Annotated in this window: 17 protein-coding genes; 6 read left to right on the top strand and 11 right to left on the bottom strand. The window is 41.9% G+C overall.

What is annotated here, in order from left to right:
- Window positions 1-4: 4 nt before the first annotated feature.
- Window positions 5-1,789 carry an SGNH/GDSL hydrolase family protein gene (locus OQX61_RS15130; RefSeq protein ID WP_265842605.1) on the bottom strand — a complete coding sequence of 595 codons (1,785 nt, stop codon included), beginning with the start codon at window positions 1,787-1,789 and terminating at the stop codon, window positions 5-7.
- A 29-nt stretch (window positions 1,790-1,818) separates the two neighbouring features.
- Entirely contained in the window at window positions 1,819-3,372 is a 1,554-nt protein-coding gene (locus tag OQX61_RS15125) for a sulfatase (RefSeq protein ID WP_265842604.1), read from the bottom strand.
- 140 nt (window positions 3,373-3,512) lie between these two features.
- Here OQX61_RS15125 and OQX61_RS15120 point away from each other — a divergent pair, with 140 nt between their 5' ends.
- Window positions 3,513-5,786, top strand: a complete 2,274-nt coding sequence (locus OQX61_RS15120; protein ID WP_265842603.1) for a family 20 glycosylhydrolase — start codon at window positions 3,513-3,515, stop codon at window positions 5,784-5,786.
- Between the two features lie 69 nt (window positions 5,787-5,855).
- On the opposite strand, the gene OQX61_RS15115 is transcribed toward OQX61_RS15120, so the two are convergent.
- The 3 genes from OQX61_RS15115 to OQX61_RS15105 are packed head-to-tail and all read right to left on the bottom strand — an operon-like array spanning window position 5,856 to window position 9,460.
- Window positions 5,856-8,015: a peptidase domain-containing ABC transporter gene (locus OQX61_RS15115; RefSeq protein ID WP_265842602.1), complete on the bottom strand. Its 2,160-nt coding sequence runs from the start codon at window positions 8,013-8,015 to the stop codon at window positions 5,856-5,858.
- Window positions 8,016-8,017: 2 nt separating this feature from the next.
- A complete protein-coding gene (locus OQX61_RS15110) occupies window positions 8,018-9,193 on the bottom strand; it encodes an HlyD family efflux transporter periplasmic adaptor subunit (protein ID WP_265842601.1) in 1,176 nt (391 codons plus the stop codon).
- Window positions 9,194-9,253: 60 nt separating this feature from the next.
- Complete coding sequence (locus tag OQX61_RS15105; protein ID WP_265842600.1) at window positions 9,254-9,460, bottom strand: hypothetical protein; 207 nt, start codon at window positions 9,458-9,460, stop codon at window positions 9,254-9,256.
- 615 nt (window positions 9,461-10,075) lie between these two features.
- On the opposite strand from OQX61_RS15105, the gene OQX61_RS15100 reads away from it, so the two are divergent.
- Entirely contained in the window at window positions 10,076-10,987 is a 912-nt protein-coding gene (locus tag OQX61_RS15100) for a patatin-like phospholipase family protein (protein WP_265842599.1), read from the top strand.
- Here OQX61_RS15100 and OQX61_RS15095 read toward each other — a convergent pair.
- Together OQX61_RS15095 and OQX61_RS15090 are read right to left on the bottom strand one after the other, a co-directional pair.
- Complete coding sequence (locus OQX61_RS15095; RefSeq protein ID WP_265842598.1) at window positions 10,984-12,591, bottom strand: hypothetical protein; 1,608 nt, start codon at window positions 12,589-12,591, stop codon at window positions 10,984-10,986. The two genes, OQX61_RS15100 and OQX61_RS15095, sit on opposite strands and share 4 nt — an antisense overlap.
- Before the next feature lie 125 nt (window positions 12,592-12,716).
- Window positions 12,717-13,109, bottom strand: a complete 393-nt coding sequence (locus OQX61_RS15090; RefSeq protein ID WP_265842597.1) for an acyl-CoA thioesterase — start codon at window positions 13,107-13,109, stop codon at window positions 12,717-12,719.
- Between the two features lie 209 nt (window positions 13,110-13,318).
- Between OQX61_RS15090 and OQX61_RS15085 the strand changes: the two genes are divergently transcribed.
- From OQX61_RS15085 to OQX61_RS15070, 4 genes are all read left to right on the top strand, one after another.
- On the top strand, window positions 13,319-14,569 hold the full coding sequence (locus tag OQX61_RS15085) for a hypothetical protein (protein WP_265842596.1): 1,251 nt from the start codon (window positions 13,319-13,321) through the stop codon (window positions 14,567-14,569).
- Between the two features lie 41 nt (window positions 14,570-14,610).
- Entirely contained in the window at window positions 14,611-14,859 is a 249-nt protein-coding gene (locus OQX61_RS15080; protein ID WP_265842595.1) for a hypothetical protein, read from the top strand.
- A gap of 56 nt (window positions 14,860-14,915) precedes the next feature.
- Window positions 14,916-17,603: an alpha-L-rhamnosidase gene (locus OQX61_RS15075; protein ID WP_265842593.1), complete on the top strand. Its 2,688-nt coding sequence runs from the start codon at window positions 14,916-14,918 to the stop codon at window positions 17,601-17,603.
- 102 nt (window positions 17,604-17,705) lie between these two features.
- The gene (locus OQX61_RS15070) at window positions 17,706-18,026 is read left to right on the top strand and encodes a hypothetical protein (protein WP_265842592.1); all 321 of its coding nucleotides are present in this window, start codon (window positions 17,706-17,708) and stop codon (window positions 18,024-18,026) included.
- A gap of 101 nt (window positions 18,027-18,127) precedes the next feature.
- On the opposite strand, the gene OQX61_RS15065 is transcribed toward OQX61_RS15070, so the two are convergent.
- The 4 genes from OQX61_RS15065 to OQX61_RS15050 all read right to left on the bottom strand — a co-directional run bounded on the left by OQX61_RS15065 (window position 18,128) and on the right by OQX61_RS15050 (window position 26,399).
- Window positions 18,128-18,457, bottom strand: a complete 330-nt coding sequence (locus tag OQX61_RS15065) for a helix-turn-helix transcriptional regulator (protein WP_265842591.1) — start codon at window positions 18,455-18,457, stop codon at window positions 18,128-18,130.
- A 230-nt stretch (window positions 18,458-18,687) separates the two neighbouring features.
- Window positions 18,688-21,354 carry a glycoside hydrolase family 2 TIM barrel-domain containing protein gene (locus OQX61_RS15060; protein ID WP_265842590.1) on the bottom strand — a complete coding sequence of 889 codons (2,667 nt, stop codon included), beginning with the start codon at window positions 21,352-21,354 and terminating at the stop codon, window positions 18,688-18,690.
- A gap of 71 nt (window positions 21,355-21,425) precedes the next feature.
- Window positions 21,426-23,300 carry a RagB/SusD family nutrient uptake outer membrane protein gene (locus tag OQX61_RS15055; protein WP_265842589.1) on the bottom strand — a complete coding sequence of 625 codons (1,875 nt, stop codon included), beginning with the start codon at window positions 23,298-23,300 and terminating at the stop codon, window positions 21,426-21,428.
- 12 nt (window positions 23,301-23,312) lie between these two features.
- On the bottom strand, window positions 23,313-26,399 hold the full coding sequence (locus OQX61_RS15050; RefSeq protein WP_265842588.1) for a SusC/RagA family TonB-linked outer membrane protein: 3,087 nt from the start codon (window positions 26,397-26,399) through the stop codon (window positions 23,313-23,315).
- Window positions 26,400-26,458: the final 59 nt, after the last annotated feature.

The following is a 26,458-nucleotide window of genomic DNA, read 5'->3' as shown; positions in this document are numbered from 1 at the left end:
AAATCTAATTTGTCATTTGTAATCTGCTGGACAGGAATTTCCCTAATTTACTATATCCTATCGCATTTGGGTGTAAACCATCAGAAAACAGGGATTCATCAATGCGTTTCTGGTTGTTCAGGAAAATCCCTGCTGCATCTGCATATTTCAAATCTTTTCCAACACCAATCTTTGCAATCTCCTGATTCAGTTTTGAAATCCTGGCTTCCATTCCTTTTCGCGGTAAGATCCCGACCAATAACAACTTTGATTGAGGTTGTTTTGCCCTGATCGCTGATACCAGCAGTTTTAATCCTGATACAATTTCTTCATCTGTGTTGATTTCCAGATTATTGGTTCCGATCATCAGTACAATTTGCTGGGGAGTAAAACCATCCAGTTCACCATGATAAACGCGCCAGAGCACATTTTCAATGCGATCCCATCCAAAGCCCATGTTGATTGCGTTTTTATCCCCAAAGTATTTCGTCCAGGAATCCTTGCCATTTGCCCTGGGATCAATAGGTTGTCCTCCCCAATAATGGGTGATAGAATTTCCAATAAAAACAAGTTTAGGCTGCTGTGCTGCCGCATAATTTAGCACCTGGTTGTGTCTGGTCTCCCAGTCGTAAGAAGCAGCATCTCTTCTTTGGCTAACCGGTATAGTCGTGGAAGCATGACCTTCCTCCTCTTTAAATATCTCTTTTATCCGCTGCTCATAGGCTCTTGCATAGTTCATCATTCCGATATCATTTGGATGAACCCCATCTACCATACTTTCGATATCCTGGCCGATCGCTTGTTTAGAAAGCAGGTACAAACCTTTAGTACCGGCTTTTGTGAGGGAATCTACCGCATCCCGAAGCACTTTGTTGATCGTTTCCTGTTCGTTTTTCCGGATGGGCTGCATTTCGGCCTCCCCAAATCCATCATGTTCTGTCAGTAAGATCGGTATTCCGGGTCTTTTAGCCTGAATCTGAGCGACTGCATCCGCTATTTTTTTGCGGAGAGAACCGTTGGTCATAGCTGCGGAAATCAGATTAGGCAAACAGTCTAAGACGTACAACTTTGCATCAATCCCGGTGATATAATCCAGCACTTCCGGCTCCAGCTTTCCGTTTCCTGAAAACCCAAGATTAACCATCGTTCTGTCCAGCTTTCTGCCAACAATGGAGGTCCAGGCTAAACCAGGTCTGGTAGCACAGGCCCCCTGAGCGATAGAAGTGCCATAGACTACAATTGGTTTTTCCTGCTGTTGCACCGGAATTGCGCTAAAGCTGGCCTCCTTTGGAACCGCAACCTCCATCCATTTTACAGTATTGTACAACGGTAAATATAACCGGTATTCTCTGTCCTTAATCTGTCGGTCTTTCCCGGAAACATTAAGGAAGCGATAGGTAATCGTATCCCCAAAATCAAATTTACCGGCGCACCAAAGCCATTTCCCATCTACATCTTTCACATAAAGGTCTACTCCGCTAACCCCTGTTGCGGGCATATGTGGCATTTGAAGGGAGCCGGATTCTTTCAGTTTAACTACTATTTCTGCGGCATCGGATTTGAATCTCAGGTTTAGTCCGGCGCTATTTTCTGCCAGATTCCATACAGCTTTGCGTACCTTTTCCTCTGCTCCGGCGGGTAAACGGTCATAACTACTTTTATAGCCATTTGCCCAGCCTCTGCCATGGATTACGTTTAGACTGTCTTTTGCAGGGTTCCAGGTCTTGAATGTTTTCTTTTCCTGAGCAGTTCCAGATTGGAAAAAGATAAAGGTCAGCAGGCTGGCCATCGTTAAAATACGTTTGTTCATTTAGATATTAAGGTTTAGGTGTGTTCATTTTATTTTATTCCTGCCTGATCTGGCATAGGTACCGGCTTACCTGTGCTCTTAACAATTGGCATTGGTGCATCCCATTTCTTCAACTGAGCAGCGAGTAAGGCCGACAATTCCTCTACCTTTTCCGGGTTTTCTGCTGCCTTATTTTCAAGCTCTCCAATATCAGCTTTCAGGTCATAAAGATCTTTGCTGCCATCGCGCATGTTATAGATTAATTTCCAGTCTCCTTTTCTGATGGCCGACTTATAATTAATGCCTGGACCATCTTTTGAAGTCCATTTATTAGGCGTATGCCAATATAAACTACGTTGATTGTCTGTATAATTTACATTCTTTAAGATCGGAACCATGCTTTTACCATCCACATGCTGAACAGTTTTATAATGCTTTATCCCTGCCATTTCCAGAACTGTTGGAAAAAAGTCTTCGATGATCACATATTGACTGGCTGTTGTTGCAGGCTTCGCTACCCCTGGCCATTTCACAATCATTGGCTCACGGATACCCCCTTCATTGACAGAGCCCTTACCTGCTTTCAAAGGAAGGTTTTGTGTATGTGCAACACCTCCTCTTGGTGGCGTCATACTGAGTCCACCATTGTCGCTCATAAAGATAATGATGGTATTTTGATCTACCTGTTTCGCTTTTAAATAGTCCATCACATCGCCAAGGCTCTTATCCATCCCTTCTAATAAGGCTGCATATTTTGCTTCCTGTGGGTCGAGGCCCTGATCAATATACTTTTGATAGAAACGGGGATCTGCCTGTAGTGGATCATGAACCGCATAGTGTGCCAGATTTAAATAGAATGGCTGCTTATTCTTTATGGGCGCCTCCAATGTTTTTATCGCTTCCAATGTCAGGGCTTCCGTTAAAAAAGTATCACTTCCATAATATTCTTCCAGATCCGGCACCGACTGCATCGTGCTTTTACCAGGTTTGTTGCCATAGTAATCCTGCGCAAAGTAACTTTGTGGATGTCCGGCAGCATGACCGGCAATATTCAGGATAAAACCAAGGTTGTAAGGGCTTGCACCCGGCGTACCTACAGATGCCCAATGTGCCTTGCCTACATGAATCGTAAAATAACCTGCATCTTTTAGCAATTGCGGATAAGAGGTCGCGTGGATGGTATTTGGAATGCCTGCTTTAGGGCTCAGCCCGGTATAATTCCAGCTGGCAGGCGCAAATTGCTCATCAGCATTGTCAGAAGAAACATGGTATTGCGGGGAAGTCCAGTTGGTCACTTTATGGTGTGCGGCGTTCATTCCGGTAATCATGCTCACCCTACTTGGTGTACATACCGGAGTGGCATAGGCGTTCGTAAATTTCACACCATCCTTTGCTAATCTTTCCATATTTGGCGTATGGTAGCGTGCATTCAAGGGTGTTTTCTCTGTCCAGAAAGGCAAAGAAGTATCTTGCCAACCCATATCATCGACAAGAAATACAATAATATTTGGCTTTTTCTGAGCATAAACGCTGCTGCTAATACTGACAAAAATCAGGGAGAAGTTTAGGAGAAAACGCTGGAGTTTCAGGCGACTAAGTTTCATGTTCTAAAAATAGCGGGATATTTTATAAAAAAAAGGATAATACTTAATAAATAGCCAATTACGCTGAAGACAAACTGCATGACTTTATAAGCTTTCATCAGATATTTTTAGTTAATTTGAAAACACACAACTCGAATTCAATGAACCTAAAACGATTTTTATTAGTTTCTTTCCTAACTGTCAGCACTGCTTTCGGTGTGAGGTCACAGGAAACTAATTACCCGATTATTCCGAAACCTGCGCAGCTAGAAACCATGCCCGGTCAATTCAACTGGTACAAGAATACGGTCATCCGTAATGCCGCAGGCTCCGGTTTTGCAGATGCTACAAAAGAACTGCAACTGATTACAAAAGGTTTAAAAACCACCACTAAGCAACCTAACTTTATCCTGATTAAGAAAGATCCTTCGATTCCTGCTGCTGAAGGCTATCAGCTTCTGGTAAAACCGGGTCAGGTAACTATTCTGGCTGCAAATCCGGAAGGCGCTTTCTGGGCCATCTCGACCTTAAAACAATTAATTGGTACACCTGCTTTAAAGGCTGGCACTGCTTCTTATGTGGTTCCGGCGGTAAAAATTGCTGATGCACCGAAGTTTGCCTGGCGCGGTATCCACCTGGATGTGTCCAGACACTTCTTCGACATGGCCTATTTAAGAACTTTCATCGACCGCATGGTCCTATATAAATTCAACAAATTCCACATCCACCTGACGGATGATCAGGGATGGCGTATTGAGATTAAAAAATACCCTGAGCTGACTTCAAAAGGTGCCTGGAGAAAATTAAACGGCCAGGATTCAGCCTGTTTAAAGCTGGCAGTAGATAACCCGGATTACGCCCTGCCGGAGAAACATTTTAAAACCATCGATGGCGAACGTATGTATGGTGGTTTTTATACGCAGGAAGAAATGCGCGGATTGATTCGCTATGCGACTTCAAAAGGTGTAGAAATCATTCCGGAAGTAGACATGCCGGGTCATATGATGGCCGCTACGAAACTGATGCCCTGGTTAACGGCTTCAGGAATCAGTCAGCAGGGTAAAACCTTCTCTGAGCCTTTATGCCCATGTAAAGAGACTACTTTCGAGTTTGCGGAGAATGTGTTTTCAGAGATTTTCGCGCTTTTCCCAAGTAAGTATGTCCATTTAGGGGCCGATGAGGTGGAAAAAGACAGCTGGCAGAAATCTGAGGAATGTAAGGAAGTCATGAAACGCGAAAACTTAAAAAGCGTGGATGAATTACAAAGTTATTTCGTGCACCGTATGGAGCGCTTTTTTAACAGCAAAGGTAAAAAGATGATCGGCTGGGATGAGATCCTGGAAGGTGGGGTATCTCCTACCGCCACCATGATGTACTGGAGAGCATGGGTGCCAAAAGCACCAAAACATGCTGCAGAAAAGGGCCTGGATATGATCATGATGCCTGGTGAATTCTGTTATTTTGATGCCCAGCAGGATGGCGGAACTTTGAAAAAAGTATACAGCTTTGATCCGTATAATTACAACTTAACGAAAGCAGAAGAGAAATTAGTATTAGGTGTTCAGGCAGGGATCTGGACGGAATACATCCCTTCGGAAGCACGTTTAGAGTACATGGTTTTCCCTAGAATGCAGGCGCTTTCTGAAGTAGCCTGGAGCAATGCGGATAAAAACTGGACTGAATTTGAAAAAAGAATGAATGCTCATTATCCGTTATTGGATGCAATGAAAATCAATTACCGTCAGCCGGACCTGACTGGCTTTTCTCCGAAAAGTGTGTTTGTGGATCAGACGGTATTGAAAATGATCAATCCTTTGGCTGGTTCGGTATTGCGTTATACTACAGATGGCACTAAACCAACGGTAAATTCTACGGTTTACAAGGATCAGTTGCTGATCAATAAACCTACTCAGGTAAAAATTGCAGCCTTCCGTCCAAACGGGTCAATTGGCGAAGTTTACACTATAGACTACGATCAGCAGTCTTATGCAAAAGGAATATCCTTAGCAAAAGCTGAAAAAGGATTGAAATTCTCTTATTATCCTAAATCTTATAAATTGGTGACTCAGATTAATGAGGCTGATAAAAAATCAGATGCCATTACTGCTGCAATTGAAATTCCGGTTAAGGATCAGGCACCAACGTTCGGGACTAAACATGAAGGTTATTTTTATGCTCCGGCGCAAGGTGTATATACCTTTTACTTAAGAGCCGATGATGGTAGCAACCTGTACCTGAACAATAAATTACTGGTCGACAATGATGGTTTACATAGTGCGATTGAAAAGTCTGCACAGATTGCTTTAGATAAAGGTTACCATCCTTTCAAATTGTTGTTTATTGAAGGTGGTGGCGGTTACACACTTTCCTTAGAATATGTGGGCCCGGATGGTCAGCGTAAGGAAGTTAAAGCAGCTGATTTTGCCCACGAATAAGCTCAGCATAACCTAAAAAGAAGGCTGCATCATTTTGAACAATGATGCAGCCTTCTTTTTATAGACAAATTACAAAACCTCTTCCGGCATTTGCAGCTTCCATAAGTTCGCATAGGCAGAATTTGGGTCATGCCGCAGTTCCTTATGGCCACCCTGCTCTACCACCCTACCTTTATCCAGTACAATGATTTTATCGGCATGACTTAAGGTGCTTAAACGGTGGGCAATCACAATCACCGTCTTATCTTTTTCTTTTAAGATATCAATCATTTTCTGCACATACTTTTCGGATGCCGAATCCAGAGAAGAGGTAGCCTCGTCAAGGATCAGGATTTCCGGTTCACGATACAACGCCCTGGCAATTGCAATGCGTTGTCTTTGTCCGCCGGACAGGCTGGTTCCATTCTCCCCCAGGTAAGTTTGAAATCCTTTAGGCAAGGACTCGATAAAACCAATCAGGCCAAGCTGCGTCGCTATATCAATAATTTTCTGCATATCAGGCTCATCATCGCCAATGGCAATATTTTCAATTACATTACCTGCAAACAGGTCTATTTGTTGCGGCACCACAGATACCAGACGACGTAGAGAAGAATTACTGATGTATTTCAGGTCATACTTACCGATGCTGACATTCCCGCTTTGAATCGGATAAATATTCTGAAGGATCGACATTAATGTCGATTTTCCGGAGCCACTTTCGCCAACAATTGCCGTGAACTTCCCTTGCGGAATGCTTAGATTTAAATCGTCAAAAACGGCCAGCCTTGTTCCATAACGGAAAGAAACGTTTTCGAAATGTATATCTCCTATTTTATCCGGACTGAGTTCAATCTGATGTTCATCATTTTCTCTTTCCAGATCCATGATTTCGAACAACCTGTCGGCCGCAATAACAGCATCCTGAACGGTTTTGTTCATCCCGATCAGGGAGGAAACAGGGCCGGTAAAATAGCCAATCAGCGTATAGAACGACAAAAGTTCTCCGGGCGTAATTTTACTGTCTATCACATACCCGGCACCTACCCATAGCAATATAATGGTGAGTAAACGGGAAGTAAGTTCGGAAGAAGTTCCGGAGAATACCGAGTTTATGTTCGACTTAAAACTATCTTTAAGCAGCTTTATAAAGCGTACTTCCGTTTTTTCATTGGCAAAAGACTCCAGTCCGAAGCGCTTAATTGTGCCTATCGCATTGAGGCTCTCTACCAACTGAGATTCCAGTTCTGCCGAATCTTCCATCAATGTTCTTTGCGCTTTCTTATTCAGCTTATCTGTGATAAAATAGATGAAAAGATACAGAGGAATCACCGCCAGCATCAATAGCGCCAGCTTCCAATAGTAGGTAAACATCATGATAAATGAAAACACTACAATGAAAATATTGACGAGGAAGTTAATGCTGACATCATTCAGAAAAGTCCTGATTTTTACTGCATCATTAATTCTGGAAATGATTTCTCCGACACGCATGGTATCGAAAAACTGTTGTGGCAGCCGCAGTAAATGCTTGTAATATCCTAATATCAATTGAGCATCAATCATCTGCCCGGTCTTGAGGGTAAAGATTGTTTTTGCCGTTCCAATAAAGAGTTGGATGGCGAGAATAACCACCATGGCAATGCTCATCAGGTTCAGCAGATTCCGGTTACCATCTACCAATACAAAATCCACCAGTTTCTGGACAAAAACCGAGGTAGACAAACCCAGAATAGTATATACTATGGCACCAAAAAGGGCTTGCAGTAAAATCCCCTTATGGGGTTTAACCAGGCTCCAGAACCGACCGGAGATCGAGGCCTTTTCATTGCCCGTCTGAAAGTCTTCCGCAGGCAGCAGCAACACCAGCGCACCGGTCCATTCTTTTTTAAACGTTTCATGTGATCTGCGCTGCATTTGTCCGTCAATAGGGTCCATGACCTCGATGTACTTACTGGTTACCTTATAGATCACCACATAGTGCTGAAGAATGTCCTTGACAATCAAATGCGCAACCGCAGGTTTAGGAATCTTAAAAAGGCTATCAAACGGCCCCTTTACACCTTTTGCCTCGAAGCCTAACTTCCGGGCGGCTTCCACCATTCCCAGAACATTAGTTCCTTTTTTATCTGTACCCGCAAATTGCCTGATCCTGGCAACGGGCAGATCTAATTTATAATGTGATGCAATTGAAGCCAGACAAGCGGCCCCGCAATCAGTGATATCCCGTTGTTTTACTTTGATGCTCATAATTAAATTGTCTTTCCGCTAACATTAGGATTCACCCAGTCATCGACCTTATCGTACAACAACTGATACAAACTCCGGCTGGTGACGGTAAAACGGGCAGTAAAATTCATCCCCTTTTTTAAATATCCTTTATAACCATTCTTCAGCTGAAGATGATCTTGAGATAAACTACATTTCACTTTAAATACCGGTTGATTTCCATTCAGAATGATGATGTCATCAGAGATGTCCATCACCTTACCCGATGCCGATCCCCATTGATTATAGTTATAGGCATCAACCTGGAAGCGGACTTCCTGTCCTTTTTTGATTAAGCCAATATCTGCCGGCTTAATGTAGCAGAAGGCCGTCAGACTCGCATCCGGAGAGATCTCCGCAATCTTCTGATTCGCAAAAACGTAGGCACCATTCTGCATCCCTAAAAGGTTCTGCACTGAGCCGCTTACCGGAGCTCTTAAGGTGTATTGCTTTTTCTGTTCGCTTAACTCCGCCTGCTGGCCGGAAAGCTGGCGAAGCTCGTTACGGTATTGATTGGCTTCCGTTTGCCACTGGGTTTTATATTTTGTCCGAACCATCAGATAAGCTGATTCGGCTTGCTCAAGTTCATATTTATACTTTTCGTGCTCAGCGTCTGTGACTGCCTTATTTTGATACAACTTATTGTAGCGTGCAAATGTATTTGCCGATTGTCGTTTTACAATACCGGCATTATCCAGCTCCTGCACAAACTGCTGCCAGGAAGCACTGTATTGGCCTGTTTGCAGAGTTGGTGAATTAGATTTTTCCAGCGTGTTAAACGCCAGCAAGGTAGAAATGTCTGTCAGGAACTGACGAAGTTGCCCTTCTCGCGTATGTACCAAAGCGCTCTGCTGACTTGGTAAACCAGCATCAATTACTAATAGGATATCGCCGCGCTCCACTTTTTTATTATCAGAAAGATGGTACTTAATGAGCCGCCCGTTAATAGGGATGTTCAGTTCCGTTTTTTCAAGCGCAGATTGTAAAATACCACTCCCCTTCACCGTGATTGGTGTTTTTATAAAAGGCAATGCCGCGAAAGTCAGGAGAATCACCAGGACAGTAACCTGGTAAATGATTTGGGAAGATTTACTGATTTGTGAACGGTAGACAATGGAGGTATCCGATATTGTTTCGGAGGAATAGGTAGAAATGGCCATAGTTTAAATAGTATTACAACCGCTACCCTGAAATCAGGATAGCAGTTGTAAATAAATTTATTACAGGCTCCAAACTAATTTCAAAACATTAGTCAATGTTTTGCTAAGGAACGCAGAAGTATCAGTACCAAGTGTGTTTAAAGTACCAGCAATAGAAGTCAAAAGACCATCTAAAATACCACCTACTAAACCACCACCTTCAACTTTTGTCATTTCTTCTGTATTCATTTCCTGAACACCAAGGTTTTTTAATTCTAAATTTTTCATAATAGGGATTATATTGATTTAAATTCCTTACTCTTTTCAAGGCTTTTCAGGATACGCCTTAGTAGTTTTGGCCAAACACTGGCCGAATATAACTATAGAATCGAAAAACAAATCAGGGAAAGAAACAGAAGAAATGCCGCTGTTCAGTAGAAATAACACAAAAAACTAGCGGCATTTACTAAACAAATAGGATTTATGACCGAAATAATGAGGTATTTCCCGCCATTGTTCAATCTATTCATTTTATTCATAAGAAAAGTCAACTGAACTTAAACAAAAACCGAGTAAAAACACCCTTTAACAAGCATATGTGAACTATTTAATCAAATAAGCAGCCCAACACCCACACTTAACACATTCCTGTAATCAAAAAGTTAAATAATCAACAACATACTACACTTTATACTTACGGTATTTGTTTTTTTTTTGAAATTGAACTCTTTTAAAAAAAGAACGTAAAAACTATAAAACAGCGAAAGCTGAGCTATCTTGTTCTCACAATAATCAGCATTTTCAGGAACTGTAAAAAAGGAAAACCCGGGACCTAAACCAGAGGTCTCAGCAGTAAATTTCCACCAGATCAGAAAAAATCATTAATTTAATACTCAAAAAAATATGGTTAGAGCATTGGTGATTTCCGGAGGTGGCAGTAAGGGCGCATTTGCAGGTGGCCTTGCTGAGTATTTGATTACGGTATGTAAACACGATTACAAAATTTTTATAGGCAGCTCTACCGGGAGTCTGTTGGTACCCTTACTTTCCATTGCTGAAATCCCCAAATTGAAAACTGTCTTTACTGCCGTCACCCAGGAACAGATTTTCAACATCGATCCATTTATTATTAAAAAAAGGAAAAATGGATTATTCAGGACCAGCATCAATCATCTGGGGATATTGAAGATGTTCCTGAAAAAGCGGATGACCTTTGGAGAAAGTAAAAATCTTAGAGAGCTGATCAAAAAAACCATTACTCCTGATGACTACAAAAGGATACTGAATGCTGACCGTGATGTGATCGTTACCGTCTCTAATTTAAGTAAAATGACCGTAGAATATAAGCTGGCGAAAGACTGTAGCTATGAGGATTATTGCGACTGGATCTGGGCCTCTACCTCCCTGGTCCCATTTATGAGTCTGGTAAGAAAAAACGGCGATGATTATGCTGATGGTGGGATGGGCGACCTGATCCCTATTTACGAGGCGATACAAAGAGGCGCAACAGATATTGATGTCATTGTATTAAAATCAGACAGAAGTCTGCTGCAAACCCCCGCAATCCATAATGCGCTGGATTTAACCTACCGCATTTTCGGTTTCATGCTGAACCAGATCGGTCTGGACGATTTGACTATCGGGAAACTGGAAAGCTTAAATAAAAAGGTGAAGCTCCATTTTTACCATCCACTGGAGGTACTCACTTCCAATTCCCTGATCTTTGATCCGGAACAAATGAAACTCTGGTGGGATTTAGGCTTTAAATGCGGAGAAGCCAGTGCATTGAATCCAAAAGTGGTTGAAATCAATTAGCTTTCCATTCTGGATTTCATATATTGATTAGCCGAGTTGATCACTACTGAAGGATAACCAAATAGTTCCAGCAGCCGGATCGCATTCTTCGTTTGAAGGACTCCCGCTTTGATTTTATAATCGAAAACATATCCCCCATGCGCTACCTCCTCTGCGAAATGGAAAAGGCTGTATTCCGGGCTCAGCAAATTCGCCAGCTCCAGATCATGCGTGGCAACCATCACCATGTTTTTGTTTTTCACCAGATATTCGAGTACACCCTTTGCTCCTGCTATCCTTTCCAGGGTATTTGTCCCTTTAAACAATTCATCGATGACAAATAAATTACGGCTTTCCGTGTTTTTCGATTGATCTATAAAAGCGTGAATCGAACAGATTTCCTCTAAATAATAGCTCCTTCCCGACAGGATATCGTCCTGGATTCCAATTGAAGTAAAAACGTTAAAAAACGAAGCTTTGTATTGAGTTGCGCATACTGTATAAATGGTTTGAGCCATGATCACATTCAGCGCGATTGTTCTCATAAAGGTTGTTTTTCCGGACATGTTTGAACCTGTGATGACCAGTCCCTGTGCTTCTGTTTTAAGGTTATTTGGCTCACAATTCACCAGCAAAGGGTGATAAGCATCCTTGATGTCCAGATGCGTGTAAGTATCATCAAAGTCGGGCACACAGAAATAGTCCAGCCCGGTCCGGTAAGCGGCAATAGATTGACAGCTATCTAAATTCCCGATAAACTTATACAATACATGAATTTCCGGTCTTAAATTATTGGTAATCGCAATACACTTATCCAGTAAATTATTTTCAACCAGAAAGGTGACCTTAATATATTCCAACAGTAACCAGCCTACACTAGAAAAATCATTTTGATCTGGCTTTTCCGAATGCAGTAAAAACTGATACCTGACAAGGGGTTTTAATTTATTGCAGGCTTTTAGTGCTTCCTCATCCAGTAGATGCGGATCTAACCCGGATAAACTTTGCACATGATTAATAAGTTTGGGAAGCTGTGAAAAGGGAGAAATGAAAAACTCCACTTTTGCTTTATGCTTAAAATGAATAATCAGGTTTACGATAAAACTGAGGAACAACAACACGAAAAAATAACGTCCATAAAGCAGACAAAGCGGGACAATAATCAAGGGCAGCACGCTTAAAATCAGAATCACATACTTGTTTCCGGATGGCTTTAATTTCCAGTCGAATATAATATTAGGGATAAAATAAGTTAAAGATTTATTCAGTTTCAAAAGATTAACTTCCAGTTCTTCTCTCAATTCCTTATGGTTAAAAAACAAGTCGATGAAACGATTCCTCTGTTTCAACTCCTCCAGCTCCTTAGCCGGATTTTGTAATAAGTAATACAGATATTGTTGTCCGATTTTGGTCTTACACCTATCTATTTTACTAAAAACCTCGTTAATATTCAGGTCTTCCAGGCTTTTAGCGGTCAGCTGATGCTGCTCATTGTCTTGAACAAGATGATCATTGTAAAGTCCAATGCGGTCAAAATCCCTGTAAACGATCTCTTCCTGCCCCCATTTCTCAGCCAGCTCAGCTTTAACCTTTTTCTTCTTATGGCCGAGATACCACTTTGACAAGTACCGGAGCAAGAAAAAGAGTGCTATTGTAGTTAAAATAAGAGGCGTTATCGTCATTTAACAATAATACCAACAAAATCAGACAATCACACGCTGTTAAATATTAATTATACTCCGGCTGTATCTTATACACCCAGGGTATCAAAAATCTCTCCTCTGCTTAGTTTGTCATCTATTTTTGCGATTACTTCTACTTTTGCTTTAAGGCATAAGGCCTGATCCGAAACACGGATAATATCCTGGAAAAACACCAGCTTCAGGCCCTGACGTTCCGTTCTAAGTTGCACCGAAAACACATCGGTACTGCTGAGGGATCTTTTAAAATCCATCTCAATCCGGGATACCATTAAGAGGATTCCCTGTGCTGTAAGTTCTTTAAAGGATTTTTCCTTAGACAACAGGTATTCATGTCTGGCGTGCTCTAAATAAGATTGGTACACTGCATTATTTACCACACCCTGAATGTCACATTCATAATCCCTTACTTTCAACTGAATTTCAAAAATATAATCCTTCATAATTGTCAAAGATCGTGAACTTATCCATTATTCAAACGCGTTTTCCAAAATGAAATAAAACCTAAGATTCATCGGGTGTTTTACGATATTGTATTTAAACAATTAACCTTAATACCTGCCAACAATCAAGCTTATAAACCACATTGCAATTAAACAACCTATTGCAAGCCGACAGCTTACTGCAAGCAGACAATTAACCTTTCAAATGCATGAATAACACTTTGGACCAACAAAACGACTGGACCTTACTACAGAAAACAGCCTTCAGATTTATCTTTCTTTTGTTCCTCCTTTTTATCATTATCTTCAATAACGGCGTTACTCCCTTATTGGTCCGATTATTTAACTACCCTCTCGAATTATTTAAAGACTTCGTGCCCTGGTTCGCAAAACAATATTTAGATACGGCTCATGAGGCTACCTACCATGTGAGCGGCAGTGGCGACACCACCTTTGCTTATGTTGCTTTATTGATCATTACTTTGTTTTCTCTAATTGGAACCCTCATCTGGTCAATTGCAGACCGGAAAAGAAAAAACTACGAACAGCTTTATTATTGGTTAACCGTTGCCGTTCGTTTTTATGTGGGAATTATGTTGCTCAATTACGGGCTGGTTAAGTTCACGAAAACGCAGTTCCCTTTCCCCGGTCTCTTCCAATTGACACAAAATTACGGAGAAAATCGTCCGATGGGTTTAGCCTGGGGCTTTTTCGGCTATTCTAAGGGATACAATATATTTGTTGGCTTTGCAGAAGTCCTGGCAGTATTACTCTTCTTCAGAAGAACTACCACCATTGGTGCTTTTTTAACACTGATGACCGCCTTCAACATCATGATGGTCAATTATTTCTATGGAGTACCCGTAAAAATGGTCTCTACCGCACTGTTTGTGTTCTGTCTCTTTTTGCTGGCCCCTAACTTTGGCACGCTGATTGACTTTTTCCTCAAGGGAAAGGCTGTTGCTTTAAAAATGTTAGCAGCTCCGGAGATCAGAAAAAAGTGGCTTTATTATACTAAATACACCGTCAAGTATCTGTTCATTTTGATGACACTCATTGGTCTGGCGCTTCATATGCAACAAATGAATAAGTATTTTTCAAAAGACCCGAAAAAGACGCTGCTTTATGGTGCCTACCGGATCAACTCTTTTTCTAAACCAAAAGACGCTCAGTCTACTGAAAAGAACTGGAAGTTCTTATTGATCGGAGGTGACAATGATAGTGGTATCAGATATTTTAATGACGAATATGAACCCGCTAAAATTAAAATTGATACCTTAAATAAAAAAATGGAAATTGTTTTTGAAAAAGATGAATCAAAACATAGCTTCTCGTACACAAAGTCCGCTGAAGGTCAGCTCATCTTAAATGGTACGCTTTACAAGGATTACGTAAGTATTGAATTAATCAGGGAAAAATTCCCATTGGTCACTAAAGAATTCCAATGGATCATTGAGTAATAAAAACATACAGGTGCTTGTCGCCTTAATAAAACAACGTTATGAGCAAATACCAACAAGAGTGGAAAGCACTCCTTCAAAAAGAGAAAACGTTTAAAGGCTGGAAAATCAGGTCCAGTGGTGGCGATCTGCTGATTCGTGTACCTGAAGACACAGACATGGACGTGCTGAAAATGCAGTTTTCTGACATAATCGGCCCATTTGCACCTTTGCTGAAATCTCCAAAAAACACCCTCAAATTCTACGTAGGTAATTCTGACGAATTCGATTTCATCTTTACGCTCAATTAAAAAAAGGGATAGTCAAAAACATAAGGAATCTCAGAAAATTATATAACTTCATGGAGATGAAACCTTATTTACTAAAACTCCTCCCTTCTTCAGCCATGCTGTTCCTCGCCCTGCCCATATTTGGACAGGCTTTAAAGACCATAAAAGTTCAGTCTACCGCATTAAAATGCGAGCATCTGGAAAATCCTTTAGGCATTGATGCGGTACATCCGCGTCTTTCCTGGATGATGAGCGATCCCCGACAGGGTGCTAATCAATCCGCGTACCGGATTATTGTAGGCAAAGATTCCTTAGCGGTAACCCGAAAAAAAGGGTCTTTCTGGGATTCCGGAAAAATCAGCAAACCGGTGAATTTGGTCAATTATCAAGGCCAGCCACTGGCTCCTTTTACCAAATATTTCTGGGCAGTTGAGCTTTGGGATAAAGACGGGAAACCGACTTCCTCCCTCCCTGTGGCAAGTTTTGAAACAGGAATGATGAAGATGGAGAATTGGAAAGGGATCTGGATCACCGATAAAAACAACACGGAGAGACGGGAAGCACCTTACTTTAGAAAAGCTTTTAATACATCAGCTAAAACGATTAAATCAGCAAGAGCCTACATCGCTGCAGGGGGACTTTACGAACTCTATCTCAATGGCAGGAAAGTAGGTAACCATCGCCTGGACCCCATGTATACCCGCTTTGACAAAAGGAACCTATATGTTTCTTATGATGTGACCGCTCAGCTTAAAAAAGGCCAGAATGCGGTTGGCGTATTACTGGGCAATGGCTGGTACAACCATCAGGCCATCGCGGTTTGGAATTTTGATAAAGCCCCATGGAGAGCAAGACCGGCTTTTTGCCTGGATTTAAGAATTACTTATGAAGACGGAACAACAGCCCTGGTAAGTTCTGATGGCGGCTGGAAAACCAGCTCCGGTCCTGTGGTATTGAACAACATTTATACGGCAGAACATTATGACGCCCGACTGGAACAACCCGGTTGGAACAACATCAATTTTAACGATCAGCATTGGAATACTGTTGTGCTGCGTAAGGCACCTTCCAATCAAATCGTGACACAAGCGATGGAGCCTATCCGCAATGTGGAAGAAATCCCGGTGAAGTCCATGAAGAAATTCAATGATACAACCTATGTTTTTGACCTTGGCAGAAATATAGCCGGCGTAACGAAAATCAAAGTTGATGGTCCGGCAGGTACAGTGATCCGGTTAAAACATGGCGAGCGCCTCTATCCAAACGGCCGCGTTGACCTGTCCAACATCGATGTTTACTATCGTCCAAAAGATGACACTGACCCATTTCAGACTGATATCATCACCTTATCCGGCAAGGGTCCCCTGGAGTTCATGCCCAAATTCAACTATAAAGGATTTCAGTATGTGGAAGTCAGCAGCAGCAAACCCATTCAGCTCAGCAAAGAAAGTATCACAGGATATTTTATGCACAGCGATGTTTCAGCTACCGGAAAAATCAGTTCCTCAAATCCGCTGATTGACAGATTATGGTGGGCAACCAACAATTCCTATTTGTCTAACTTAATGGGCTACCCTACCGATTGTCCACAGCGCGAAAAGAACGGCTGGACAGGAGATGGCCATTTTGCCATAGAAACTGGTCTTTTTAACTTCAATGCCATCACCATTTATGAGAAATGGCTGGCAGACCACAGGGATGAACAGCAGCCAAATGGCGTGCTTCCTGATATTATTCCTACAGGAGGCTGGGGATATGGAACGGCCAACGGAACCGACTGGACCAGTACCATTGCCATCATTCCATGGAACATATACCTGTTTTATGGGGACGCTCAACCGCTTTCAGATTCCTATACCAGCATTAAGAAATACGTAGCTTATGTGGAAAGTATTAGTCCGGCGGGATTAACCACTTTTGGAAGAGGCGACTGGGTGCCCGTTAAATCTGAATCTTCTCTGGAATATACCTCTTCTACTTATTACTATGTGGATGCGGTTATTCTTGCAAAAGCGGCCCGCTTATTTGGTAAACCTGCCGATGAAAAATACTACAACACACTGGCTGAGAAAATTAAAAAGGCCATCAATGATAAATACTTCAAACCGGAAACCGGAATTTATGCATCCGGTACGCAAACCGAATTAAGCATGGCCTTACAGTGGAATCTGGTACCGGAATCAATTCAGGCGAAAGTTGCATCAAATCTGGCAAAAAGGGTGGCCGCAGACGGCATGCACCTTGACGTTGGTGTACTTGGCGCTAAGGCCATTTTAAATGCGCTCAGCGACAACGGACAAGCCGAAACCGCTTACAAGCTGGCGGCACAGGATACCTATCCTTCCTGGGGATGGTGGATCGTAAACGGCGCCACTACCCTTTATGAAAACTGGGACATTAATGCGCCAAGAGACATTTCATTAAACCACATGATGTTTGGCGAAATAGGCGCCTGGTTATTTAAAGGTCTTGGCGGGATTCATACCGATGAAGCAGAACCAGGGTTTAAAAAGGTCCGCTTGCGTCCTAACTTCGTGTCGGGTCTGAACCATTTCGAAGCGGAACATGAGGGGCCTTATGGTAAAATAAGATCCTCCTGGAAAAGGGCTGGAAACAAAGTGATTTATGAGGTTCTTATTCCTGCAAATTCCAGCGCAAGCATCAGCTTTCCATTAACCGGCGACAAGAAAGCTTATCAGGCCGGCAAAGTATTGCCAGCTGTAATTTCTGTTCCTGCAGGCAAGTATCAATTTGAAATTAATTAGGCATCATAAAATAATCTCAGTATATTGTATTGTGATTCCTTAGCTAAACACACCAATAAATCAGCAACTTAGGGAAACAACGGAAATTTAAACCATCGAAACATGAACCAAACAGATTTTGATTTTTCTCATAAATACGATCAATTCATCACTGAATTGAATGCTGCTATGAACTATAGAGATTCCAGAGGTTACCTCACTTTAAATCCCGACAATAGATTAGAAGATTCTTTTACAGACTTGTTTGTCAACTATTGTGATCATCCCTTACCTCCGGGTCATAAGGGTGAATTTGATGATGCTACACTGGCATATTACTATTTCTGTTCCTCTACCGGGCGACAGGTGAACCTGAAATTGATTCTACAGAAATTTGGAAAGAAGTTTATCAAGGATTGTGAGAAACGTTTTAATGAACATTAATCAAGGTTTAAATCTACCTGCAAAATATACGATATACCACTACGATGAGGTACAAAAAACCCGGTCAGCTATTTAGGCGACCGGGTTTTTAAACATAAACACTATCCCCCGTAACTCATATCTTTTTTTACAATCAACAACACTCCATCTTCCTTAACTTTCTTTTTCACAATCACCAGCATCCCGTTAATCACATTCGCCTCCTGGATCTCTTCCCCTACCAGATATTCCACATCACATTTAAGGACGCTACAAATGGTCAGTAAGGTGGAAAGCATATAATCACACCGCGCATTTTCTATTTTACTAATTTTAGCAGAATTAACACTACATCTTTGTGCTAAAGCATCCTGAGTATAACCCAATGTTAACCGGATAATTCTTAAATTCTTGCCAATGGTCTCGTAGATAACTCGGAATGAATGTTTCATGTTTTAAAAGTCGTATCTTTTTTAAAATCAGTAATTGTCAATAAAAACAATAATTAAAATATTATCGTCTATTTATTCCTATTTTTCATCAATATATGTATTATTAATGATAATATTAAAATTACAATATAAAAAATAAACTTAACGGCAATAACCTGATATACATTCTTCCTAAAGCCCCATCATTCTTACTGCTTCCTGGCACTGGTTATCAGCTTCCCTTCGGATTTTTAGTTCAGCTTCCTTAATGACAAGGCATTCAGCACCGGCTTACCCTTAATGGGATTAAAGTCCAGCACAATTCCTTTTCCATTGGCAACCTGAATTCTGATCAACTTTTGGGCAGCCCTGGTATAGCCATATTCTTCAGAAATATTAAAGTCTTTAAGAAATTCATGACCATTAACATTCAGGTTAAAAACACGTTGATCCGAAATTTCCTTTTGTTGAGCATCATCGAGATTATAAGCCAGTGCTTCTTTCTCTGCGCCCCCCTGCAGTTCTGAGAAGTAAAGACTTAGCTCATAGAATCCATCAGGAACATCCATTTTATAGGCAGCTATTCCTACCTGCTGCGTCTGATAAACAGGATCTGAGTCAGTACCGGTAATATTTTTATCAGAACCATAAGTCATGCGGTTGTTGCCTCCCCGAAAGGCTGTCCCTCCAATGTATCCCCAGGCTCCTTTACGATAGGGCTGATCGGGTGTCCATAAGACATGGTTCTTTTCATCTATGAAATATCGTTCCGAACCCAATAAAACATTTAAAGTACTGAAGGTCTTTTCTGTAAAAAGGTAAGGCATCAACGTAAATTCAATATCCGCCAGATCACTAAGCTCAGGATGTTGAGCAGCAACAGCTTTTAACTGATGCTTACCCGCTGAAAAAGGCACATCCCAGGTGCAAATACGGTCTGTGCTTTCCTTAATTCCCAGACTCTTTCCATTTAAAAACAACTCCAGCGACTTTAAATTTGTAGCCACCTGAACCGGTTGAGTACTGAAGGATTTTGAGGAATCAGCGATACCTGTTCTTGCTGTCCAGTTTTTTGAGGCAATTTTAATGAATGGCTGTTTTAGCAAATAAGCCTGATACAGGTAATAAGTATCTTTGGGCTGGCGACCCAGTGTTAATAAGCCCTTATTATTGATGTGCGGCATCGTCTCTTCCCTGGTTTCGGAATTAAAATCAGCCAGGTTCCAGACCATGCCACCGCTTACAAATGGACGGCTTAACATCTCATTTAAATACACCTGACTAAATTTAATCGCGTACTCTACACTTTTATCAAAGCGAATCGGTTTAAATGACCTGATCCTCGGGTCTGCATCGGCACCAAATTCTGTAATCAACAATGGCTTATCCGGCAATTCCCGGTGGTGCTTGTCCAGAAAGCGACCAAAATCAGCTAATGATCCACCATACCAACCCTGATACAGGTTCCAACCAATAACCATAGGAATTTTTGTCAGCCCCACTTTATGATAACGGTCGAAATCTCCATGTAATGCCATCATCGTATATCTGGAATTATCCTCTTTACGGGTCAGTTCTTCCAGGCTTTGTGCAAGCTCAAAAACATGTTTAAAATACAGTTCCTGTCTGGGTTTATCATTCCCAAACTTTGGCCGCAGCAAAACCTCGTTCATATAAGCCCACATAACCACGCTGGGGTGATTATAATTTTGACGGATCATCTCTACCTGCATATTCCTGCAATTCTCGCTGAAGGCAAGACTTTCCGTGATTCCGTTGACGATAGGAATTTCTACGGATGCCAGAATCCCCAGCCGATCGCAGGTTTCCAGAATGACCGGGTCTTGCGGGTAATGGGCGACCCTTAGAAAATTACCACCCATTTCTTTCAGCAACTCTACATCTCTGATTTGTAAAGCATCCGGAACCGCATTCCCCAATCCTTCATAATCCTGGTGACGACTGGCGCCCATGAGCTTAAGTGGTGCCCCGTTTAAGAAAAAACCCTTTTCTGCATCAAATTTAAACCACCTAAAGCCAATAGAATGCGTCAGCTCATCGAGGGTATTTGAACCTCCGGCATCCAGGATACTGGAAACTACCCGATATAAAACAGGCGAATCCGGGGACCATAATTCTGGTTTATCTACCTTTGGTAAATCCATCAGAATGGTTTTCTTTTCCCCTCCTTTTAAGGTGACAACGATGGATCGCCTGACCACCTGTCTCCCCTCCTTGTTATAAAGGGCAGTATTCAACCGGACTTTACGGCTTTGGCCAGCCGCGTTTTCCAAAACATACTTTAGGGCTACCTGAGCACTTTCTGCGGATACCTGAGGTGTGCTGATGTAAATCCCGTCTGCTCCATGATCTCCATTATAAAAATGAACAGGATCCGTAATTAACAAGCCTACTTTTCTATAAATCCCGCCAAAAAAAGTGAAATCTGCTGTTAAAGGGGCAATATCTTCCTGATAACGATTAGAAACTTTGACCATCACTTCATTTTTAAAGTCGCTGTTAAACTTCAAAAATTTGGTTACAGGAATAATAAACCGCGTATATCCACCCGCATGTTTGCCAGCCAGCTGTCCATTCACATAGACCTCGGCTTCCTGATTTACCCCATCAAAACAAAGGAAAAGCATTTTACCTTTCATTGCCGGACTGGTTTTCAAAGTCCTTTTATACCAGCCTGTTCCGCGATAATAACCGGGAGCATCATCCATGACATCCTTTGCATTCCAGGTATGTGGCAAGTTAACATCCTCCCGGATCTGTTCATCCTTACTGAAGGACCACTGGTCATTCAAACCAATATACTGACGACCGGGATTACTATTTATACTTTTCGAAAAAGAAGCACCGGCAAAAAAAAACAACAATAAGAACAGGCATAAATGCTTAAAACAAGTCATAGGCAGTATTTCGTAGAAAAAAACGGTTAAAATAAGGACCAGGCGAAAACTACGCCTGGTCCTGTCAAAATTTATTTATCAAGTGCAGGCACATTGGATTCATATCCGCTATACCCTTTATTCTGGTTGATGTGTCCTTCAGTATTAAATCTTTGCGCAGTGGCAGGAACCGGCCATAAGACATGATACGGGGCAATTCTATAATTTACGCCTTGAATCGTTCTTACATTATTTTTATAGAAATCATTTTTCTCTATAATGCGGTCATAGAAGAAATTCTGATCAGAAAAAGCGTTCAAAGTATAGGTCTTTCCATTATAGGCCATTTTGCCGGTCAGGGCAAAAATATAGGCCATCCTGGTCAGCTCTGTCTTTCTGGGCTCCTCCCAGAACAATTCCCTGGCTCGCTCGTCCAGGATAGTACCAATATTGATTTTACTGATATCGGTGAGTAAGGCCGCATTTGCCCTGGCCCTCACCACGTTGATATCACTCATTGCTGAACCAAGATCGCCCTTCCAGTAATAAGCTTCCGCTCTTAACAAATAAGTCTCCGCTAAGCGAAACACATACCAATCTGTATTTGTACCGCGTGGTGGCGACCAGTATGGATCATTTGCCAGCGTATTTGTGGAGTTGATGAACACCTTGTAATGTGGCCAGCCAAACCAATGACGGATGGTATCTAATGCCCCATTCTGAAAAACGGTAGCGATATTCGCCGGAGTATATTGTTGTATAGGTTTTCCATATAGATCTTTGTCGACTTGATTTTTTGAAGTTTTCAGTGCCGGATTATTGTATACCAGATCGGTCATGTCCATCCACATCCCCTTGGCATGCCTGTAATCGGTCTGGTCTGTCCAGATGTATTTTGTACTATATGGGGTGCCGCGGTACCTTCCAATTCCACGACCATACATCTTCGTTAATGGAATCTCAGCGGTTACCGCATCCGTGATGGCTTGTATTCCGGATCCCGACGGGGAGCGCAGGTTTGCGAAATGCCAGGCTGGCACTGTATTACGCATCAGCTGCGATCCATTTGGCGTAAAGCCCTGGAATGCTTCTCTGTCAATCACCAAAAACAAAGCCTCTTTATTTGTTGAAATGGCCTTATTATCCATTCTGTGTAAATCCCACACCACATTTTTCGTTGCATCGGAAGCGGTACTGCCGAATCTGCTGGTCATCATTCCATATTTTCCTCCGCCAATTACATTGGTTGCAGAAAGAATTGCTTCATCAAATTTACCTAAAGCCAGATTAACTTTTGTCAGCAAATGGCTGACCGCACCTTTGGTCACTTCTCCTTTGTTCACATTATCCGTTACCCAGGTTTGTGCAAACTCAAGATCAGTTTTCATTCTCGCCAGAATCACTTCTCTTTTGGTAGAATAGAAATCGGAACGTGGGGCATCAAGGTCATTCAATAACAAAGGTACATCGCCAAACTGGTGTACGAGTCTGTAATAGTAATAAGCGCGATAGAAATAGGCAGAGCCTAAAATGGCATTCTTTTCTGCTTCAGAAGCATATTTCGGAACATCAATACGGGTGATAATCGTATTTGCCTGTCTGATGGCGACAAACGAATTGTCCCAATACCAACCAACTTTGTTAAAATCATCACTATTCAGATTTGCATCCGGTGTGATGCGGGTTACCAAATCCTGGGCAGGTGTACTTTTGTCGGTAGTCCCATCTACTGCGACATCAGAGAACAGCGATTCTGTTAACATTGGGGCAGAATCACCAAAGTACTCTCTCCTCAGGAGGAGTGCTACCCCATTTAGGGCAGCTCGCATGGCATTAGGATTATCCAGGTTTTCCGGCGAATAGCTGGACAGTTGATTGGCATCCAGGTAGTTTTTTTTACATCCTGTATCTGCTACCAGTAATGCGGCAGTACATAACAGGACTAGTGCTTTATTTATTTTTTTCATGTCGCTAAAATCTTATAAGGAAACATTTAAACCCAGGGTGTAATATCTTGGTGTCGGGCCATTATTCTCAGGATCCCAGTAATTCCAGTCGCGAGTATACACCGCCGCATTGTTTACATTGGCATATATCCTTGCATTTTTAATACGAAGCTTACTGATCAGGTTTTGAGGAATCGTATAGGCAAGGGCAATTGAATTTAAACGGATAAAGGAGTTGTCACGAAAAACATTAAAACTGGTTCCGCTGGTACCTGAGCTTAGCCTTGCATAGTCATTGATTGGATTTTCTGCCGTCCAGTAAGGAAGTTCATAAGAATTCTGGCGGGCAAAACCAACGCTTCCCGGCTGGTTCTTTGCAGAGTTATATTCTTTTTTCTGGCCCCAGTTAGACAATAACTGGAAAGAGAAATCAAAGTTCTTAAAAATGTTAAACTCATTTCTAAGGGCAAAGATAAAGCGAGGGGTTCTGTAGCCTAAAAACTGTTTATCGGCATCACTATACGCAAAATCTCCGTTCACATCCTCTAGTTTGAAATCTCCTGGTTTAATCGCTCCTTTTGTATATTTAGCAGCCTCTGCCATTTCGTTTTCCTGCCATACCCCAAGGACCTTATAATCCCAGATCACATCGATATCTTTTCCGATAAACCAACCATTTCCGGGATCATCAGCTGGTAAAGCCAGACTGACAATTTTGTTCCTTGAAAAAGAGAAATTGAAATTGGTATTCCATTTGATTTTCCCATCGGTGATGTTCTTTGTGTTTAAGCTAAAGTCCATTCCTTTATTACTGATTTCAGCAATATTGGAGTACACATAAGCGTAGCCAGTCACATTTGGAAGGGTTTGTTTCACGAGTAAGTGATTCGTTTTTTTATCATAGAAATCTACGGCACCAGTAATTCTGTCCTTTAAAACAGAGAAGTCCAATCCGACATTAAATGACTTTGTCTGCTCCCATTGCAAATTTGCATTCTGCATTTTGGAGGTAATTGCCAGCGTATTCACCGTTGATGCAGTACCACTACCATCTACGGTTTGATATTTATCGCTACCCAAAATGGCCAGAGCGGCATACGGATCAACCGTATTGTTATCCGGATTTCTCAGGTCCCTGTTTCCATTGATCCCATAAGAAACACGCAGTTTACCAAAGTCTAACCAGGTCAGAGACTTCAGAAAAGACTCTTCTGTAAACACCCAGGCAAAAGCTGCAGCAGGGAAAGTCGCTCTTTTGTAATTGACACCAAACACAGAATATCCGTCTCTGCGCACAGAAAGTGTCAGGTTATATCTTTGCATCAGGCTATAATTTAACCTGGCCATTAAAGCATCCCCCGTAAAAACCTTATCTTCTGCATTCACAACAGGTTTGATACCGGTAGAAAGGTTATGGTATCCTAAAACATCGCTGGGAACAAAACCTTCATTTCCAGCCTGTGTCCACCAGGTTTGATACTTTTCCGCATTTGCCAATAGGGTTACATCAAAACTATGGATATCTGCAATCGTCTTACTCCATTTTAACAAATGATCGATTTGCCAGTTGTAACGGGTTTCATTTGCTCTGGTCACAGAACCTCCGGGGGTGGTTACATTTGGATTTTTTGAAGAAGCGTGATCAAATGTCCGGTACATATCGATACCCGGGCTAAAATTCAACTGATAGGTAATTCCAAAAGGCAGTTTAACCCTGGTGTATAGACTTGCAAACAAGGTGTTTTGTCTATTCATCCTACTGTTATAGGTCATATTCAGAAAAGGATTTCTGGCGTTCAAGCCATTGTCGTCTGTTGGGATCCGTCTTAAAGTTCCATCTGGATTGTACATATCGCCATAAGGGGAAAGGTTGATCAATTGATTCCAATCAGCTTCAATCGCACTTTCATCACGGTCTGCATATTGAGCATTAAGTCCGATGGTCATAAATTTAGCTGCCTGGCCCTCAAGGTTAATACGCGCTCTAACCGTACTGAATGCGCCACCTTTGATCAGATTCTCATTTTTCTGGTAACCCAGAGACATGTAATAACTGATTTCATCTTTTTTCCCGCTCATGCTTAAGGTATGGTCCTGGCGCAATCCTGTTCTGAAAATCTCATCATACCAATCGACCGTTTTACCAGCCATGTAGTTTTCTTTTTCATTGGCTACCAGCCCTAGTCTGCCCAACCATACGCCCACAAGATCTGTAGGAACAGGATCTGTTGGTTTAAGATTCAGCCATTGCCCGACTGTCACGCCCGCAGGAAGGTTTCTTGGATCGTTGTACAAATAAGGCGCCGTAGCACCTCCACTACGCATCACATCCCCTCTCCAATTCAGGAAAGCATCTCCGGTATAGGGACGCATATTCTGAGCAAGATTAACCAGGCCAACATTGGTGTTAAAGATAATTGTAGGTTGATCTCCCCGACCCTTTTTTGTGGTAATTGCGACCACACCAGTCGCTGCTTTTGCACCATAAACGGCCAGTGAACTTGCATCTTTCAATACATCCACCGTCTCAATGTCATTGGGATTAATATCGGAAAGCTGACCGTTATAGATCACACCATCCAATACGATCAATGGGGAACTCCCTGCTGTTAATGTTGATTTTCCACGTACGAGTAAGTCGCCACCACCTTTAGCACTTGTATTTAAGCCTACGGAGAGGCCGGCAATATTGCCTTTTAGAATATCGGCCACACTTTGGGGGTTTTCATTTTCCAGCTGAGTAGCTTTGATGCTCGAAATTGCCCCTGTAGCATCTTTTCTGGTCGCTGTTCCATATCCGATGACCACCACTTCAGATAAGCCCTGAGCTTCTTCCTGAAGGGATACATTCAGCTCACTACGATTGTTTACCGGAACTTCAAGGCTGGTATAGCCAATCGCTGAAAAGAGCAGAACGGCTTTTCCGGAAACCGCAATGGCATACCTACCATTGCCATCTGTAGAGGAGCCGGTTTTTGAATTTTTAAGTTTTACGGATACCCCCGGCATTGGTGATCCTTGTGTGTCCTTTACTACTCCTTTTACGGTAAGGTCCTGTGCATAGGCCAATACATAGCTGGTTAGAAAGAACACCATGAATAGTGTAATTCTTTTTTTCATTTTTTGCTTGGTTAGGTTTATAAATGGTTTGATAAAACTAGGCTAACAAAAGCAAAAGA

The sequence above is a fragment of the Pedobacter sp. PLR genome, assembly GCF_026239675.1.
Taxonomy (GTDB): Bacteria; Bacteroidota; Bacteroidia; order Sphingobacteriales; family Sphingobacteriaceae; genus Pedobacter.
The sequence above is the reverse complement of the archived record's forward strand: the minus strand, read 5'-3'. Positions and strand labels throughout refer to the sequence as shown.